The 16,618-nt window shown below is 61.5% G+C and carries 18 protein-coding genes; 8 read left to right on the top strand and 10 right to left on the bottom strand.

Translation table 11 applies throughout. The features are described from left to right. The first annotated feature begins 11 nt into the window (after positions 1 to 11). Positions 12 to 962 carry a lysylphosphatidylglycerol synthase domain-containing protein gene (locus M8997_RS12255; protein WP_250017660.1) on the top strand — a complete coding sequence of 317 codons (951 nt, stop codon included), beginning with the start codon at positions 12 to 14 and terminating at the stop codon, positions 960 to 962. Here M8997_RS12255 and M8997_RS22260 read toward each other — a convergent pair. Then, the gene (locus M8997_RS22260) at positions 930 to 2,417 is read right to left on the bottom strand and encodes a phospholipase D-like domain-containing protein (protein ID WP_250017662.1); all 1,488 of its coding nucleotides are present in this window, start codon (positions 2,415 to 2,417) and stop codon (positions 930 to 932) included. The two genes, M8997_RS12255 and M8997_RS22260, sit on opposite strands and share 33 nt — an antisense overlap. Before the next feature lie 138 nt (positions 2,418 to 2,555). Then, positions 2,556 to 2,993, bottom strand: coding sequence for an SRPBCC domain-containing protein (locus M8997_RS12245; protein ID WP_250017664.1), 438 nt, complete (start codon positions 2,991 to 2,993; stop codon positions 2,556 to 2,558). A 91-nt stretch (positions 2,994 to 3,084) separates the two neighbouring features. Here M8997_RS12245 and M8997_RS12240 point away from each other — a divergent pair, with 91 nt between their 5' ends. Further along, a complete protein-coding gene (locus M8997_RS12240; RefSeq protein ID WP_250017856.1) occupies positions 3,085 to 4,158 on the top strand; it encodes an adenylate/guanylate cyclase domain-containing protein in 1,074 nt (357 codons plus the stop codon). Here the strand turns inward: M8997_RS12240 and M8997_RS12235 are convergent. Then, a complete protein-coding gene (locus M8997_RS12235; RefSeq protein ID WP_250017666.1) occupies positions 4,137 to 5,072 on the bottom strand; it encodes a LysR family transcriptional regulator in 936 nt (311 codons plus the stop codon). The two genes, M8997_RS12240 and M8997_RS12235, sit on opposite strands and share 22 nt — an antisense overlap. Before the next feature lie 97 nt (positions 5,073 to 5,169). On the opposite strand from M8997_RS12235, the gene M8997_RS12230 reads away from it, so the two are divergent. Beyond that, entirely contained in the window at positions 5,170 to 6,036 is an 867-nt protein-coding gene (locus M8997_RS12230) for an SDR family NAD(P)-dependent oxidoreductase (protein ID WP_250017668.1), read from the top strand. 35 nt (positions 6,037 to 6,071) lie between these two features. On the opposite strand, the gene M8997_RS12225 is transcribed toward M8997_RS12230, so the two are convergent. Next, positions 6,072 to 7,034 carry a dihydrodipicolinate synthase family protein gene (locus M8997_RS12225; RefSeq protein WP_250017670.1) on the bottom strand — a complete coding sequence of 321 codons (963 nt, stop codon included), beginning with the start codon at positions 7,032 to 7,034 and terminating at the stop codon, positions 6,072 to 6,074. 209 nt (positions 7,035 to 7,243) lie between these two features. Between M8997_RS12225 and M8997_RS12220 the strand changes: the two genes are divergently transcribed. The 4 genes from M8997_RS12220 to M8997_RS12205 all read left to right on the top strand — a co-directional run bounded on the left by M8997_RS12220 (position 7,244) and on the right by M8997_RS12205 (position 11,035). After that, a complete protein-coding gene (locus M8997_RS12220) occupies positions 7,244 to 7,948 on the top strand; it encodes a GntR family transcriptional regulator (RefSeq protein ID WP_250017671.1) in 705 nt (234 codons plus the stop codon). 190 nt (positions 7,949 to 8,138) lie between these two features. Then, positions 8,139 to 8,753, top strand: coding sequence for a TRAP transporter small permease (locus M8997_RS12215; RefSeq protein WP_250017681.1), 615 nt, complete (start codon positions 8,139 to 8,141; stop codon positions 8,751 to 8,753). Next, on the top strand, positions 8,753 to 10,015 hold the full coding sequence (locus tag M8997_RS12210) for a TRAP transporter large permease (RefSeq protein WP_250017683.1): 1,263 nt from the start codon (positions 8,753 to 8,755) through the stop codon (positions 10,013 to 10,015). The genes M8997_RS12215 and M8997_RS12210 overlap by 1 nt, the downstream gene beginning before the upstream one ends. 24 nt (positions 10,016 to 10,039) lie before the next feature. Beyond that, positions 10,040 to 11,035: a TRAP transporter substrate-binding protein gene (locus M8997_RS12205; protein WP_250017685.1), complete on the top strand. Its 996-nt coding sequence runs from the start codon at positions 10,040 to 10,042 to the stop codon at positions 11,033 to 11,035. A 66-nt stretch (positions 11,036 to 11,101) separates the two neighbouring features. On the opposite strand, the gene M8997_RS12200 is transcribed toward M8997_RS12205, so the two are convergent. From M8997_RS12200 to M8997_RS12175, 6 genes are all read right to left on the bottom strand, one after another. Then, positions 11,102 to 11,410, bottom strand: a complete 309-nt coding sequence (locus M8997_RS12200) for a hypothetical protein (protein ID WP_250017687.1) — start codon at positions 11,408 to 11,410, stop codon at positions 11,102 to 11,104. A 136-nt stretch (positions 11,411 to 11,546) separates the two neighbouring features. After that, positions 11,547 to 13,097 (bottom strand): MFS transporter, encoded by a 1,551-nt coding sequence (locus M8997_RS12195; RefSeq protein ID WP_250017689.1) that lies wholly within the window; start codon positions 13,095 to 13,097, stop codon positions 11,547 to 11,549. 126 nt (positions 13,098 to 13,223) lie between these two features. Continuing rightward, entirely contained in the window at positions 13,224 to 13,661 is a 438-nt protein-coding gene (locus tag M8997_RS12190; RefSeq protein WP_250017691.1) for a DoxX family protein, read from the bottom strand. Positions 13,662 to 13,731: 70 nt separating this feature from the next. Continuing rightward, complete coding sequence (locus tag M8997_RS12185) at positions 13,732 to 14,148, bottom strand: VOC family protein (RefSeq protein WP_250017693.1); 417 nt, start codon at positions 14,146 to 14,148, stop codon at positions 13,732 to 13,734. 284 nt (positions 14,149 to 14,432) lie between these two features. Continuing rightward, a complete protein-coding gene (locus M8997_RS12180; protein ID WP_250017696.1) occupies positions 14,433 to 15,575 on the bottom strand; it encodes an LCP family protein in 1,143 nt (380 codons plus the stop codon). A 190-nt stretch (positions 15,576 to 15,765) separates the two neighbouring features. Further along, the gene (locus M8997_RS12175; protein WP_250017698.1) at positions 15,766 to 16,152 is read right to left on the bottom strand and encodes a YciI family protein; all 387 of its coding nucleotides are present in this window, start codon (positions 16,150 to 16,152) and stop codon (positions 15,766 to 15,768) included. Between the two features lie 218 nt (positions 16,153 to 16,370). On the opposite strand from M8997_RS12175, the gene M8997_RS12170 reads away from it, so the two are divergent. Continuing rightward, positions 16,371 to 16,580: a hypothetical protein gene (locus M8997_RS12170; RefSeq protein WP_250017701.1), complete on the top strand. Its 210-nt coding sequence runs from the start codon at positions 16,371 to 16,373 to the stop codon at positions 16,578 to 16,580. Positions 16,581 to 16,618: the final 38 nt, after the last annotated feature.

Below are 16,618 nucleotides of genomic sequence, written 5' to 3'. Positions count from 1 at the left end.
GACGAGGTTCGATGCGAATACGAAGAATTGTGCTCAATCTGCTTTTCGTCGCAGCGATCTGTCTGGCGGGCTGGCTGCTCATCCGCAATGTCGACAGTTACAGCATGGATGAGATCGTCGAATCCCTGGCGCAGATACCGTTCTGGCGGCTCGCCGCCGCGGTAGGCTTCGCCTTCGCCAGCTATGCCTGCCTGACTGGCTTCGATGCGCTCGGCCTGCTTTATGCCGGCAAGCCGCAGCCCTACTGGCGCGCGGCGCTCACATCCTTCGTCAGTCTTTCCATGGGCCACAATATCGGGTTGGCGGCGCTCAGCAGCGGTGCAATCCGTTACCGCTTCTATTCCCGCTGGGGACTGTACGCCGAGGACGTGGCGAAAGTGGTGCTCTTCTCAGGCATGACGGTCGTCGTCGGCCTGGTGGCGCTGTGCGCCATCGCCATGTTCATGGGACCGGACCGGGCCGCGGAAATCACCGGCATCGATGCTGGCAATGTACGGATGATCGCGCTTGCGCTGATGGCGAGCCTCGTCCTTTACGTGGTTCTGTGCTGGCTGATCCGCCGCCCGCTTGCCTTGCGGACGTGGCGATTGCGGCTGCCATCCTTTCGTCTGGCGCTGGCCCAGATAGGGCTCGGGACCATCAATTTCGGCCTGATCGCCGCTTGCCTGCAGCAATTGCTGCTCGCCCATCAGCCGGTCGGATATTGGGACACGGCGGCCGTCTATGCGATCGCCAACGGAGCCGCGACGGCAAGCCATGTGCCGGGCGGTCTTGGTGTTCTCGAAGCGACGATACAATTCCTGATGCAGGGTTCCGCCGGAATCGGGGCGATCATAGCCTTCAGATGCGTGTATTTCTTCCTGCCGCTGGCACTCGGCTTCCCCCTCTTGCTGCTGTCCGAGCACTTTCTGCGACGGGATGGCAACCGATCATCCTCCGCTGCGGCGCAGGCGTCGTCGTAGCGCCCGCACGGCGCGCATGGCCCAGCGCATGGGAGCCATCGCCTTGGACGGATCGAATACCGAAGTCAGCAGCACTTCATTTTCGGCCTCGTTCCCGGCTTGTATGGGCTTCAGCCGGCGCCGGCCGGTGACGCGACTGTCGACCAGGGGCAGCAGCGAACCTGCCTTCTCGCAGGCGGTCATGACGGCAGAAGCCTCCATTCCGAGATGTTCGGCGAGCAATCTCCCCCGCAGGCGGCGTATCGCTGCTCGGGTCTGCGGTTCCACCGCCTCCACCGCGACGTCGCATTCCGTATCCATGCCGCGCGAGCGATTGTTCAGGTTGGACGATCCGACCCGGATATAGCGGTCGTCGACGATCATCACCTTCGAATGCAGGAAAATGTCGGTTTCGGGTTCGTCGCCGGAGGCGATGGCAGAATAGAGCACGCGCAGCCTGTTGAATTTGTCCGCCTGCTTGAGCCGGCTGATCAGCCGGCGGCCATTCCCGCCCATGAACATGGCCTCGAATGTGCCATGGCACTCCTTCGGCGTAAGAACCACGATCTCCGGTCCATCGGGCTCGGCAAGCCGCTGCGCCAATAGCCTGCCCAACCTGCGGCAGGTGAAATACTGCGTCTCCACATAGACGCATCTTGCAGCAGCGGCGATGGCAGCTTCATTGAGGCGCTCGATCTCGCGCACGCCTCGCCTCGAGAACGTGGCGGGCAGGGTGCGCGCTATGGCGACCTCCACCTCGCGCATATCCGCCTTGAGGCCGCGCGGCCAGACTTCTCCATCGGAGCGAACCGCCTGCAGCTCTTCGCCTGTGCATGTCTTCCAGCGTGCCCGGGCGATGTCCGCGAGGGCCTTGGCGGCATCGCCATCCACCGCAATCTGAACATCGTGCACCGGCGGATAGGCCCTGCCGGAAGGATCGGTTCGCCTCGGATCATCGATGGTATGGAGCTGGGTATCCCAACGCTCTATCGTAAGGTCGATGCCACCGCAAAAAGCCATCCTGTCGTCGATGCAGACGATTTTCTGATGATGGCAGCCGCGCAGCGGATGGCTGCGATCATAGCAGAAACGGATGCGCGGATGTTCGGCCCACGTCTCGTGCGGGAAGAACCGCATCTGGCCGGCTGAATAGATCGGCCCGGCGGACCAGATGAGGACGTGGATGTGAAGGTCGGGCCGCTCCTCCGCCAATCGGCGCAAATAGGGCCCGAGCTGGGGTGATCTCGCCTGGTCCGGCCGCAGATGGATGCGGCCGTTGAAATCCCATCCGATGATGAATATCGATCGCCGGGCCTTCGCCAGGGCACGTTCGAGCCAGCCGTAATATTCGGCGGCATCGACAAGCATGGAGACGCGGCGGGCGTGCTCCCGGCGCCACGCATTGACGCCGGGGACTATGATCCTTGAAAGGGCACGGCTCTTCTTCGATCCAATCCGGGCGACGGAGATATCCACCGTGACAGCTCCTTTCGGCTCACTGCTTCAAAGCATATCTCCAATGTGTCGGCGTCTTGTTTGTTCCCGAAGCGGCGGAGGGCCGTCACGTCCCAAGGGACGCATCCGGCCACGCCAGCGGCTGAACGGGGTCGCGGTTCAGGATATCGTTTCGACGTCCGGCCCGGGATCGCCTCCGGCGGCGGCTATGGACAGCCTGTGCAGATAATGGTTCCAGCCCTTCTCATGATCGGCGCGTTCCTGCTCGTTCGGCAGGCCGGCATGGGTAAAGCGTACCAGGGTTCCGCTGCCCTTTTCGACGAGGTCGATTTCGATGAGGCTCGATCCCGGCGGCACGCTGTCATTGCCCTCCCAACCGAAACTGTAAGCCAGGCGATGGATCGGAATGACTTCGGTGAACTGGCCGCGCGCCGTGTATTTGTCGTTCAGGCTGACGAGATAGATGCCGCCCGGATGCGGCTCCACCGTTGCCGACACGCCGATCCAGCGCATGATCTTCTCGGGATCGGTGAGGAAGGCGAATACGGTCGCCTGCGGGGCCGCGATCTCGATCTCACGGTGAAGAGCCTCGGTCATTGGCCAGCCTCCCAAATCAGGACCATTGTCTCCGCCAGCAATCTAAGCCAATGATGCACCGGCGCAAGGAACAAATTCCATGACCGGCCCGATGCAATTGCCTTCCGCCTTGTCCTTCCTGATCGATGAGGCGATCGACCTGTCCGAGGGCGATGTTTTCCTCACCACGCTCGCTGAAAGGCTGATCGCCGACGGTGTACCGCTGATCGGGGCCATGCTGACGCAGGCAGCGCCACACCCGGTGATCGAACGGCGCGCCTGGCTCTGGCGCAGTGACACCGGAAAGGTGATCGAGGCTCTGGGCTTCGGACCGCCGATGGCCGAATCCGGCCATGGCGAAATGGCTGTCGAATGGCTCAACGGGCTGGGGGCAGGGGCGGTGCGGATAGATCAGGTGGGGAGCTTGCCCGATGCCGCGCAGCTGGGTTGGGCCACCAGCCGTTCGCTTGACGACGGGGAGCTGGCCTTGCTGGCAGATGTAGCACGTTTCGCCGCCACGCCGCTGGCCCTGCTCGCGGCGCGCTCGGCGCTGAGCGGCCTGCTCACGGCATATCTCGGCCGTCGCAGCGCCGGGCAGGTGCTGGATGGCCGATTGCGCCGGGGTCCCGGCCAGACGATCACGGCGGCCGTGATTTTCGCCGACCTGCGAGGTTTCACCGAATTATCGGAGACTGGCGCTGCGAATGAGGTGATTACGGCGCTGGATGCGTGGTTCGACCGCATCGCCGGCGCTGTTCATGCCTTTGGCGGCGAGGTGCTGAAATTCATCGGCGACGGAGTCCTCGCCATATTCCCGATCGGCGAGCGCAATGCGGCCGCTGCATGCGACGCGGCGTTGCGGGCGGTTTCCGCCGCGTGCGCGGGCATGGAGCACCTCAATCGAACCCGGGCCACGCAAGATCTGCCATTATTGTCGTTCGGCGCCGCCCTTCACCTCGGGGACATGTTGTGGGGCAATATAGGCACGGCCGACCGGCTGGATTTCACCGCGATCGGTCCCGCCGTGAATCTGGTGAGCCGTCTCGAAGGCCTGTGTCGTCCGCTGGGTCGAACGGTGCTGCTGTCCGGTGCTTTTGCGGCGGAAACGACGCAGCCGCTCGTGCCGCTGGGCGAACACAAATTGCGCGGCATTGCTGTGCCCTGTCAGGTGTTCACGCTGCCCTGACGGGTCTCATCGGTGCGCAGCAGCTGCTTTACCGTGTCGATGAAGGCGCGCAGCTTCGGCTGTTGCTGGGCACGTCGCGGGAAATAGAGGAAAAGCCCGGGCGTTGTCGGCGAACAGGCTTCCAGAACCCGCACCAGCGATCCGGCGCGGAGCTCTGCCTCGACGGCAATGTCGGCGACATAGGAGAGGCCGAGATTGCTGACGGCGAATGACGCGAGCAGCGCGCCGTCATTGACGACGATGCTGCCCGGCGGATCGACGACGACGGACGCGCCCTCGCGCTCGAATTCCCAACGATACACGACGCCGGACGACGGAAATCGGTAGCGTATGCACTCGTGCGTTGCCAGTTCTTCAAGCGTGGCGGGCACGCCGCGGGCGGCGAGATAGGCCGGCCCTGCGACCACCGACCAGCTGATATCGCGCGTGAGCTTGATGCCAACCATGTCCTGTTCGACATATTCGCCGATGCGAATGCCGGCGTCGAACCCGCGCCCGAGCAGATCGACCGTTGCGTCCTCGATGGCTATTTCGACGGCGACCTTGGGATGAGCCTGCCGGAAGGCTGGCAATACGGGATCGATGATGAGAGGCACCGCCATGCGCGGCACGGTGAGCCGGAGCAGACCCGATGGTTCCTGCTGCGTCGCGGCGGCGCTCGTGATGGCGTCGCTGATCTCGGCGGCAGCGGGGCGAACGCGCATGAGCAGCGCTGCTCCGGCTTCCGTCAGGCGGACCCGCCGCGTGGTCCGGACGAATAATGGCGTGCCCAAGCGCGCCTCCAACGCCCTGATCGCCTGGCTTGTAGCCGCCGGTGAAACACCGAGCCTGGCGGCGGCGGCGCTGAAACCGGCCGTTTCGGCCACGGCCAGAAAGGCATTCAGCCCGGAGAAGGGGTCGGAAGGCAGTCGCATGATTATAAACTTAAACTAATTAGTCCTGAAATCCAGACGGCATTTATCGATGGAATGAGGTGGTTATCATCCCTTGAGTTCAACAGGGATCAACGCCATGACAAACGTCCACGACGAAACCCCGTCATTTCCGCGCCGGCATGTTCTCGCCGGTATGATTGCTGCTGGCGCGATGGCCGGAAATACCGCTGCCGAAGCCGCGTCGGCCGCCACGCCTGCGCTCTTCGATGGCAAGACGATCATCGTCACCGGTGGAACATCCGGCATCGGGGCAGCGACCGTCGCAGCCTTCGCCCGTGCAGGCGCCAAGGTGGCATTCAACGGCCGCAGGGACACGCTTGGCCGCGAGGTTGAAAAGGCACTGCGCGCCGAAGGCGGTGAAGTCAGTTATTTCCAGTCGGACGTGCGCGATGCCGCTCAGATGGAGCAGTTTGTGACGAATGTGGTCGAACGGTATGGCGGGCTCGACGTCGCGTTCAACAATGCCGGCATAGACCTGCCGCCAGCGCCCATCGCCGAGACTGATCCGGCGGGTTTCGACGACCAGATCGCCACCAATCTGCGCGGCGTGTTCCTGTCGATGAAGTATGAACTGCCGCATCTGGTGAAGTCGGCGGGCGCCATGATCAACATGGCGTCGATTGGCGGACGCCACGCTTTCCCGAATATCCTGGCCTATGCGGCTTCAAAGGCAGCAGTCTCTCACATGACCCGCTGTGCCGCGCAGGAATATGGTCGCAATGTCCGGATCAACGCCATCGCGCCGGGCGCGATCGAAAGTCCGATGCTCGAACGCGTTCGCCGTGATTGGAAGGTAACGAACGAGCAGCTGGTTGCTCCTTACCCGATGCGCCGCGTCGGCACGCCGGAGGAGGTCGCGGCGCTCGTCATGTTCCTCGCCAGCGGCCAGAGCTCCTATATCAGCGGTCATGTCATCGGCATCGATGGCGGTGACCTCCCGTAGAGGCCTCCGCCAGTGAAGCCGATATGCCGCTTGAATCAGGCCGCCTGTTTCAGGAGATCGCGCTCCTGATTGCTCCAATCCGCGTACCATTTCTGGAACAGGTCGAGCTGAGCCTCGCAATAGCGACGCTGGCTGTCCGACAGCTTGTCGGTCTCGTTGAAATGCAGTTCATATTCCGGGTTGCCGGTCAGCACCATCATGTGCTTGTAGAAGAGCACGAGATCCGGGCCCTCGTCGAAGGAGGAGAGCACGCCCAGAGCCGCTTCAAGCTCGAGCGCGAGTTTGCGCGCCGCGGCATTGCCCGCTGCGGCAGCCTTCGACAATGAAACCAGAAGCTGCACTTCCTTGGGCAGCACGTTGCCGATGCCGGTGATCGCGCCTGTTGCACCGCAATTGACGAATCCATGGAAGACATTGGTGTCGACGCCGACCATGAGCGTGACGTTCTCATCCTTGCTGGTGATGTTCTCCGCGGCATAGCGCATGTCTGAACTGCCGCCAAACTCCTTGAAGCCGATCAGGTTCGGATGTTCGGCGCGAAGCGCGAAGAACAGGTCGGCGCGGGTTGCAAAGCCATAATACGGGCTGTTGTAGATGACGGCGGGAAGGTCTGGAGCGGCCGTCAGGATCGCCTTGAAATGGGCCTTCTGCGCCGTGACGGAAGAGCCGCGCGACAGAACGCGCGGAATGACCATCAAACCTTTCGCACCCACCTCCTGTGCGTGCCTCGCATGGGCCACTGCAACTGAAGTGTTCACAGCGCCGGTGCCGACGATCACGGGGACGCCGGCCTTGACCAGGGCCTCTACACCGGCCATGCGCTGCGCATCTGTAAGAAGCGGCCAGTCGCCCATCGAGCCGCAATAGACCACCGCGGACATGCCGCTGGCGATCAATTCCTTGCCCTTGCGCACGAGCGCGTCGAAGTCAGGGGTGCGGTCGTTCTTGCACGGCGTCATGAGCGCTGGGATGCAACCTGAAAAGATAGTGTCGGTCATGATTTCTCCTCGTCCTGCCGCCAGTCCGCCGTGGCGGTTCCGCTGCATGATCTATCTGAACTGCAAGCAATATATAACATGTATTCTTTTTGTCGACATCTTTTATGCGCTGAGGCAGAATGATGGTGGAGGACGGGAGGCGGGCGCCGAATGCGCTTGATCCCAAGGGTGCTCTTGCCTATTCCTAGGCTTACATAGAAGGACATGCGATGAACCAGAAACAGGCGCTCCCGTCACCGGACCGGAAGAAGGGCTCGGGGGCCAAGTTCGTCTACGACATATTGCGGGACGAGATCATCAGCCTGCAATTGCCCCCTGGAAGTCCGATCGATGAAAACCAACTGGCCGAGCGCTTCGAAATGTCCCGAACGCCGATCCGCGAAGCGCTGGTTCGGCTGGGCAGCGATGGCCTGGTGATCGCGCTCCCCAATCGGTCGACAGTGGTGTCGAACATCGATTTCCTCGGGCTTCCAGCATTCTTCGACGCGATGACATTGATGTATCGCATGACGACGCGGCTGGCCGCGCGCAATCGCACCGCCGACGACCTGCAGATCATCCGCGCGCATCAGGAAGATTTCGCCCGCGCCGTTCGCGAGCAGAATGCGCTGAAGATGATCGCCACTAATCGCGACTTCCATGCTGCCATCGCCGATGCCGGCCGCAATCCCTATTATGCCAGCCTCTTTGCCCGTCTCCTCGACGAGGGGCGCCGGCTGCTCCGGCTCTATTATTCTTCGTTCGCCGACCGCCTGCCCGAACAATATGTGGTCGAGCATGAGGACATGATCCGCGCCATCGAAGAGCAGGACATCGATCTCGCCGACAGCCTCGCCAGCGGACATGCGGACCAGATCGTCAACCAGATCCGCAAGCTCATCACGGAAGACCGCCGCGAGCAGATCAGGATCTGATCGCCGCCGACAACTCCAATACTGCCGATCACGCCGCGCCACGCGACAGGTGCAGGCGTGGCTTTGCCGTCACGCTGGCGGACTGACATCGCCCGGAACCCGCTTTGAACGGCTGCTTGCACGAAAACCGTTGACAGCTCCCGATTGTGTATACTTATAATATACACCAAAAATGCAAAGGGGAATGCGCATGCCTATCGTGGACGAAAGTCCGGCCCGCAGGGGCTTGGCCGACAAGATCACGGCCATATCTCAAGCGGTCCTGAGCCTGGAGAAGTTTCTCGCCGGCGTTTTCATCACCATCCTGCTCGTGCTGATCCTCACCAATGTCGTGACGCGCTTTGCCAAGATGCCGATCTACTGGATCGACGAGGCATCGATATTCTCGATGATCTGGCTGGGCTTCATCGGCGCGTCGGTCATGACGCGGCTGCGCATGGATTTCGCGGTGACGCTGCTGTCTGACAGCCTGCCGCCGGCATGGGTCGGGCGATTGCGGGCCCTGGCCACCGGGCTTTCCCTGTGTTTCGCAGTGGGCTTCATCGTGATGTGCTGGAACTGGATGGACCCGATCGGCATCGCGTCGCATGGTTTCGATCCCAAGGCCTTCGCCGCCGAAAGCTTCAATTTCCTTTACTCCGAAAGGACGCAGACGCTGGAATGGCCCACATGGGTCGTCAATCTCATCCTGCCGATCTTCTCGGTGACATTGACCCTGCACTGCCTCGCCAACCTGCTGGAAGACCTCGGCTTCGCCGAAAAGCGCAAGCAGATGGCTCTCGCCAATGCCGAAGGAGCCGCATGATGATTACCTTTTCGGCAATGGCATTGCTGATGCTGATCGGATTGCCGATCTCGATCGTGCTGTGCCTGACGGCTGTTGCCTATATCTGGCAGACCGACAATTCTGTTCTGTTCGTGTCGTTTCCGACCCAGATGTTCACCGGTCTGGACAGTTATGGGTTGATCGCCATCCCGCTCTTCATTCTCATTGGCGAAATCATGAATGGCGGCGGCATCACCCGCCGCATCATCGACATGGCCATGGCCTTTGTCGGCGCGCTGAAAGGCGGGCTGGCCTATGTCAACCTCCTCGCCAACATGTTCGTCGCCTCCATTCTCGGCTCGGCTGCGGCGCAGGTGGCCCTGATGTCGCAGATGGTCGTGCCTGAAATGGAACGGAAGGGCTACGACAAGACTTTCGCCGCAGGTCTGACCGCCTATGCGGGCATGCTCGGGCCGATCATCCCGCCATCCATCATGTTCGTCGTCTATAGCGTCATCGCGCAGGTTCCCGTCGGCACGATGCTGGCGGCAGGTATCATTCCGGGCCTGCTGCTCTCCGTCGCCTTCTGCGCGATCATCGCCCTGATGGGCTTCATCTACAATTATCCGCGCGGCGAGCGCCTGGCCTTCAAGCGCCGCGTCGAGATCGTGGTGAGCGCGCTGCCGACATTGACGATTCCGCTGATCATCGTCGGTTCCATCGTCACCGGCATTGCCAACCCCACCGAGGCGGCCGCCATGGGCGTCGTCGCTGCCATATTCGTCGGCCGCTTCGTCACCAAGGACCTCAGCCTCGACAAGCTTCCGGCCATGTTCGTCAAGGCTGGCGTGCTTTCCGCCGGCATATTGTTCCTGATCGCCGCTGCGGCGGTCTTCTCCTGGGTGCTCGTGTACGGCATGGTGCCGCAGCGCGTGGCCGCATGGATACAGACCATCGCCAGCGATCCCATCATGTTCATGCTCCTGGTCAACGTCATTCTGCTCGTCATCGGTACGGTGATCGACGGGGCGCCGGGCCTGATCATGACGGTGCCGATACTGCTCCCCATCGCCACGGGCGTCTATGGCATCGACCCGGTGCATTTCGGCGTCGTCGCGGTGATCAACCTCGTGCTCGGCTTTCTGTCACCGCCTGTCGGCCTGAACTTCTTCATCGCTTCGGCGGTAACCGGCGCGAAGCCGGGCAAGATGTTCATCGTCACGCTGCCGTTCTTCTTCATCAGCTGCATCATCCTGGTGCTGCTGTCGATCTTCCCGGTTCTTTCGACCTATTTCTCATAACCACACGCGACAAGGAACAAACCAATGCCATTCACTCGGCGCTCATTCATCAAGGCGGCATCGCTCGGTTCGGCGGTGGCGCTTGCTACACCTTCATTGCTTCGTGCCCAGGAAGCCAAGGTCTATCGCCTTGGCATCACCACGCCGCCCGGCCATCCCTGGAACATTGCCGCCGAGGCTGTGGGCAAGCGTCTCCAGGAAGAAAGCAATGGCCGGCTTTCCATCCAGGTCTTCCCGTCCAACCAGCTCGGCAATGAAGGCGCAATGCTGCAGCAGATGCAGTCGGGGGCGCTCGATCTCGCCTGGATCATGACCGCGGAGCTCGGCTCGCGCATTCCCCAGATTGCCGCCATCAATGCGCCCTGGCTGGTGACGAGCACCGAAAATGTCGCCAAGCTCGTCCGTCATCCCGTCGCCATGAAGCTGCTCGAGGTGCTGCCGGTCGAGACCGGAACGATCGGCCTCGGCTATGGCATCACCACGCTCCGCGTCGTGTTCACCGGCAATGTGGTCAATGGTATCGAAGACATCAACGGCATGAAGCTGCGGATCAACACCACCCCGGCCTATCGTGACTTCTACCAGTTGCTGGGTGCTGCGCCGACGCCGATTCCCACACCGCAGGTATTCGACGCGATGTCCAATGGCCAGGTGGACGGCCTCGAGGCGGATCTCGATCTGTCGTGGAACCAGCGCTACGACAAGGTGGCGAAGACGATGCTGCGCATGAACGCCATCTTCATGCCATGCGTCGCACTGGTTTCGGCACGGGTCTGGAAGAACGTACCGGAAAGCGACCGCACACTGATCACCCGCCTGATCCAGGAAGAACTGGCGAAACAGGTGGATGCGACGGTGGCGAACGAGGCGGCCTTGCTGCAGAACTTCAAGGATACCGGCATCAAGATCGTCGATGTCGACCTGAAGAACAGCGCCGATATCATCAAGGCATATGATGAAATCTGGCTTCCAAAAGCGCCGATCCTGAAGGAGATTCGCGAAGTGGGCGCCTCGCTCTGAACTGAATGCGAATATCGAGGTCCCGGCGCTTCCGGACCTCGATTTCGGTTCGCCCCTGATTGGCCGTTACTGGTAGAGCGGCTTGGCGCGGCTGTTCACATTGTCGCTCTGCGGCGGGACCGGCCCATACTGGCGCACGGTTCCGTAGCGTTTATTGCGCACTTCGACGCCACCGCCTTCAAGGACCGTATAGACGACGTCGCCATTCTGCGAGGTGACGCTTTCACCGGGCGTGCCTTCGCCGCGGATGATCTTGTTTATCCTGTCGAGAGTGGAAAGTTCAGCTGAACGCTTTGGTGCCGCATGGGCATCGACGCCGGCAAGGGCGCCGTACACCAGCGACACCGCGAATATGGTACTGATCACCTGTCGCATGTCTGGTCTCTAGAATCCGGAAAGTTGCGGATACAACCATATCGTCAGCTTGGTTGCATAGCCATAGCGCAGACGTACACATGCGGCTCGCCATGGTCATCCTCCTTAATCGTGGGCCGCAATCAGTGGACTGCAATCAGTGGGCGGCGACGCTCGCCTCGTCGATATGGGCCGTCGCATAGACCTTGCGTGCTATGGCCGCCAGTAGCAGCAATGTTATGGTTGCGACGGCGCAGCAGACGGCAAAGCCGAGCGAGAAGCCTGTCCGCGCCGTTTCCAGCCAGGCCGGAGCTACGGCGTTGCCCATGGTCTTCGCGACCTCGACCGCACCCGTCAAGGTGGTCGATACCGCCAGCGCCTGCGCGCTGCTCAGCCCCGCGAGATCGACGCCTTCCATCGTCATGCGATAGACGATGGTGCCGATGCTTCCAAGGACAGCAACACCCAGCGCGCCGCCGAATTCCGCGCCGGTTTCGGATATGGCCGAGGCAGAACCCGCACGCTCGGGCGGAGCCGTGCCGACGATCAGGCCGGTCGTGGTCAGGATCACGGGCACGAAGCCGAGGCCGACCAGCATGCTTGCACCAAGGACGCCCAGCAGGCTCTCCGAATAGGCGGCCATCGCCATGACTGCGGTGCCGAGGGCATTGACCACCAGGCCAAGCAGAATGGTCTTGACCTGCCCGAAGCGATTGACGACGCGATAGGCCTGGAGCGACATCACCGTGAATACGAGCGCCGACGGCACGGACCAGAGCGCGGCCTCCAGCGGCGACAGGCCCAGCACCAGCTGCAGGAACAGGTTCTGGAACAGGAACACGCCGAAAACGAAGAACACGCCGGCGAGATTGACCATCAACGAGGCCGTGAATGCCGGTATGCGGAATAGCGCAAGGTCGATCAGCGGATGCGCAAGCTGTTTCTGCCGGCGGACGAACCAGACGCCAACCAGCACGCCAACCGCGATCGGCACCAGCTGCGTTGGCTCGAAGCCATAGGCGGCCATGTGCTTGAAGCCGTATATGACCGGCAAGACCGTCGCCAGCGAGAGAACAACGCTGAGAAGGTCGAGCTTGCCGCCTTCGTCATTCTTGTATTCCGGCAGCAGGAACGGTGCCGCGATGAGCAGCGCGGCCATGATGGGGATATTGATCAGGAACACCGAACCCCAATGGAAATATTGCAGCAGGCCGCCGCCGATCAGGGGTCCGACCAGGCCGCCCAGGGCGAAGGCCGTGCCCCAGATGCCGATGGCGCGCGTCCGTTCGGCCTCGTTGTGGAAGAGGTTGACGACCAGCGACAGCGTCGAGGGGGCGATCGTCGCGCCGGCAATTCCGAGCAGCGCCCTGGCGATGATCAGCTGCTGAGCCGTACTGGAAAAGGCGGCCAATGCCGATGCCACGCCGAAGGCGAAGGCACCGACGAGCAGGACGCGCCTTCTGCCTATGCGGTCTCCGAGCGTGCCCATCGTGACGAGGAAGCCGGACACCATGAAGCCGTATATGTCGTTGATCCAAAGCAGTTCCGACGCAGATGGATCGAGATCGGCCATGATCGCGGGCATCGCCAGGAAGAGCACGGACAGGTCCATGGAATAGATCAGGCAGGCGATGGACAGCACGCAGAGGCCGATCCACTCGCGGCGCCCCGCAAGTTGTTCGCTTCTGGCTTTCAGGTTCTCATGCATGAATCGCCTCCCGATTCTCGAATATTGCGGTTCCGCGAACCGATGCCGGCATTCGGCGCAGCATGGACATGCTGATTCGCCCGGGCCGTCAATCGCTATCGCGATCCTTGTCGATTGCCAACCGGCCTATCGTGCGCGCACGAGGCCGGCAGGCTGGGCTGCCTTTGCGGAAACAGGCTGCGAGCGGAACGGAAAGACCGCCCTCAGGCCGGCATCGCGCAGCCACAGGCCGCCCCACATGAACAATCCGAGATAGAGACTGAAGAATACATGGCTGAACAGCGGGCTTTCGGCCCTGATCTGCGTTGCCATGGCTCCGCCCAGGATGCCCATCATCAGCACGGCTCCGAGAACGCTCGTGCGCGGTATGAGATAGAGCACAAGACAGCCCAGTTCGATAAAACCGATCAAATGGGAATAGCCCGCCGGCCATCCGAGCTGCGCCAGCGTCTCTTCGGCGACGGGCAGGCCCAGCAATTTGGGCGATATGGACGCCGCGAGCATGAACAGGGCAAAGAGCCCTGTCAGAATTCGGCCCGACCAGAGCATGGTGGATGCGTTCATGATCTTACTCCTTGAAGTGCAGTGATGCGGTCGGGCCCGTGGCTCGCGCAATGCGTGTTTCGGTTGGGTATCAGCTCGCGTCGGCAGGCATGCCCGCAGGATCCATCCAGACCAGTTCCAGGACATGGCCATCCGGATCCTCGACGGCGCGGTTGTACATGAAACCGAGATCCATCGCGGCGCGCACGTCGATCTTGCCGCCGGCGGTTTTTGCCGCCTCGGCGAGCCTGTCGACGTCCTCGCGACTATCCAGGGAGAGGGCGATCATCGCCCCGACGGCGCCGTGCGGATCGGCGATGGGCTTGTGGCTGAACGACTTGAAATAGTCGCGGGTCAGCAGCTGGAACGTGATCACATCCGACCACATCATGCTCGATGCGCGCTCGTCGCTGAACTGTTCGTTCTTCTGGCAGCCCAGTATCTCGTAGAAGCGGGTTGCGGCAGCGATATCTTCAACAGGCAGGTTCAGGAAAATCATCTTCGGCACGGTAGCTACTCCATTTTGCGTTTCGTTCTGCAACCAGTGACCCGAATCTGAAGTTCACGACATTATTGCAGCAGGGTCAGATGAACTTCAGGTTCGAGGGGGTCACTAGCAACCATATGTTTCCAGTGTGGTTTCGGAATTGAGATATGCTCCGGCACCAGCGCCCTAGAGAGACATATTTCAATTCCATCACACTAGGACGGTCGAGGGAGCGCCGATCCTACATATGTGGAAGATTATTTCGAAAGATTGCTGCCGCAGGCGGAAAAGTGCCGCGAGAAGCGTTATCCGCTCACGGAAGTCGAGCAGGGAGTGTCCGAAGCTTTCGCCTCGGAGGCCCGGGGTGCCGGTGCGGTGCCAGCCGGTCGCAGGGCGACGGTTCTGTCGGGAGCTCTTATTTCAGGCTGGGCGATGGGCAGGTCGTTGGCGATGGACCGAAACAGTTTTCTTGCCGGCGTCGCGCGCCATTCAACCCGGCCGGGCTGGACCGCCGAATAGCGCCACGGCGTGGTGATGAACTGGAAATGCTCGACCGACAGCAGGGAAAAAGCCAGCTGCCTCATCACGCCGGGGGTCATTCCGGGGTCGGTGCTGATCGAACGCGCGACGGCATTCAGGAACCCGACCAGCCGTACCGGATTGAAGAGGACGCCGCTGCGGACCCTTTTGACGATGGCGGCGCCGAAGGCGTGCTGCCGCTGTATCCTGCCGATATCGGTGCCATCGCCGATGCCATAGCGCGCCCGCACATAGCCCAGCGCCTGTTCGCCCCGGAGGGTTTGCCAACCGGCGGGCAGATCCAGCTGGCTATATTGATCCCGCACCGCTTGCGGCAGGCAGACGCTTACGCCGCCAACGGAGTCCACCACGGACTTGAATCCATTGAAATCCACCATTGCCGCATGGTCGATATAGACCCCCGTCAGCTTCTCGACCGTCTTCCAGAGGCAGCCGACGCCGCCCGAACTGAACGAGGAATTGATCATGCCGAGATGCTTCTTCTGCCCCGACCAGCCATCGCCTGATTGGCAGGCCGGCAGCTGGATCAGAAGATCGCGCGGGAAGCTGACCACCGTCGCCTCGTGGCGCTGGCTCGAAACATGGGCAAGCATGATCACGTCGGCGCGCTCGCCATCATAGGCGCCATATTCGGCATTCATGCCGTCGCGTTCATCCGAGCCGATCAACAGGATGTTCAGCGAATTGGTGTCGGTCTTGACCGGCCGGGCATCACCAAGGTCCTCGGACACAAGCGCGATATGACTGAGATTGGCCGTGATCGAAAGATATATGCCGCAACCGGCAAGAAATATCGCGAGCATCGCGACGCCGGCAATCGCGAGCGACAGGCGGAGCCGGCGTCTTCTTTGGCTGGAAATGGCCGGATTTGTGGATTTCGATGGTTCGCCGGTCGACTCGCTCGTCACATTGTTCTCCAGCACGGGGCCGACGACACCCGGTGCAGCAATATTCGCCGGGGGCGGTTACCCTGCCGGCTGGAATACTAAACATACCTCAATGAAAGGCAAGATCGCTGGGAAAGGCAAGACAACCGGGAAAGGCAAGACAACCGGGAAAGGCCAGATAACCGGGACAGGCAAGATCACCCGCAAGCCGTTACGATTGCACTTCCCCGTCGGACAGGGTCGCACCTTGACGGTAGAGCATGACCGGCCGGACCTCATAGGTTGCGGTCGGATTGGCGCGGCGAAGCTGCCGTGCCACGTCGATTGCGGCATCGAGCGACGGACGCTCCACGACATAGAAGCCGAGAAGCTGTTCCTTGGTCTCCGCAAAGGGACCGTCGGTTATGAAACCTTCGCCCTTGCCGCGCAGCGTCGCGGCTTCGCGCGTCGGTCCGAGCCGGGCACAAGGGCCCATGGTCTTGTCGCCGATCAGGCGTTGATTGACCTCGAGCAGTTCCTCCATGAGCGCGGAATCCTCCTCTTTGGTCCAGGATTCGACTATTTCTTCCTCGTGATAGGCCAGTATCGCATAGAACATGAATTTCCTCCCTCGCGGTACGACGCTCCGCCGTCCGATATTGGCGCCGACTCCAAACTGATCCTGCCGCGACCGTCAACCCGTATTTTGGCGGCATTGATGCGCCGCACATGCGTCCGCCGCCCTCAAAGTTTCAAACATTGGTCACAATGCAGACCAACGGCTGTCATCAGCTGGCAGTAGCTTGCTGCCACACAACATGATGAAGGATAGCGACGATGGCAAATTTGGACCCGACACTGGATGAATTGCTGGACGACCCGATCATCCGCCTGGTCATGCAGAGCGACGGGGTCGCGCGCGAAGACGTGCGGCTTGCAATGAACGCGGCGAAAATCAGGTCCGCCATCGCAGACGCCGGCATATCGGACGCCGCCTTGCGCTACTCCAACAGCGCCATCGTCTCTGCCTGCTGCTCCTTTCGTTGATAGAGATCCGGCGAGCATTGCGCCGGCCCTCGAGGTCC

Source organism: Phyllobacterium sp. 21LDTY02-6 (genome assembly GCF_023554255.2).
Taxonomy (GTDB): Bacteria; Pseudomonadota; Alphaproteobacteria; order Rhizobiales; family Rhizobiaceae; genus Phyllobacterium.
This window is presented reverse-complemented; position numbering and strand designations above follow the sequence as displayed.

Bases quoted from the DNA above. Each gene is read 5' to 3' on its own strand.
- M8997_RS12255 (WP_250017660.1), top strand. From the start codon at position 12: ATGCGAATACGAAGAATTGTGCTCAATCTGCTTTTCGTCGCAGCGATC.
- M8997_RS12245 (WP_250017664.1), bottom strand. From the start codon at position 2,993: ATGACCGAGGCTCTTCACCGTGAGATCGAGATCGCGGCCCCGCAGGCG.
- M8997_RS12240 (WP_250017856.1), top strand. From the start codon at position 3,085: ATGCAATTGCCTTCCGCCTTGTCCTTCCTGATCGATGAGGCGATCGAC.
- M8997_RS12235 (WP_250017666.1), bottom strand. From the start codon at position 5,072: ATGCGACTGCCTTCCGACCCCTTCTCCGGGCTGAATGCCTTTCTGGCC.
- M8997_RS12230 (WP_250017668.1), top strand. From the start codon at position 5,170: ATGACAAACGTCCACGACGAAACCCCGTCATTTCCGCGCCGGCATGTT.
- M8997_RS12225 (WP_250017670.1), bottom strand. From the start codon at position 7,034: ATGACCGACACTATCTTTTCAGGTTGCATCCCAGCGCTCATGACGCCG.
- M8997_RS12220 (WP_250017671.1), top strand. From the start codon at position 7,244: ATGAACCAGAAACAGGCGCTCCCGTCACCGGACCGGAAGAAGGGCTCG.
- M8997_RS12215 (WP_250017681.1), top strand. From the start codon at position 8,139: ATGCCTATCGTGGACGAAAGTCCGGCCCGCAGGGGCTTGGCCGACAAG.
- M8997_RS12210 (WP_250017683.1), top strand. From the start codon at position 8,753: ATGATTACCTTTTCGGCAATGGCATTGCTGATGCTGATCGGATTGCCG.
- M8997_RS12205 (WP_250017685.1), top strand. From the start codon at position 10,040: ATGCCATTCACTCGGCGCTCATTCATCAAGGCGGCATCGCTCGGTTCG.
- M8997_RS12200 (WP_250017687.1), bottom strand. From the start codon at position 11,410: ATGCGACAGGTGATCAGTACCATATTCGCGGTGTCGCTGGTGTACGGC.
- M8997_RS12195 (WP_250017689.1), bottom strand. From the start codon at position 13,097: ATGCATGAGAACCTGAAAGCCAGAAGCGAACAACTTGCGGGGCGCCGC.
- M8997_RS12190 (WP_250017691.1), bottom strand. From the start codon at position 13,661: ATGAACGCATCCACCATGCTCTGGTCGGGCCGAATTCTGACAGGGCTC.
- M8997_RS12175 (WP_250017698.1), bottom strand. From the start codon at position 16,152: ATGTTCTATGCGATACTGGCCTATCACGAGGAAGAAATAGTCGAATCC.
- M8997_RS12170 (WP_250017701.1), top strand. From the start codon at position 16,371: ATGGCAAATTTGGACCCGACACTGGATGAATTGCTGGACGACCCGATC.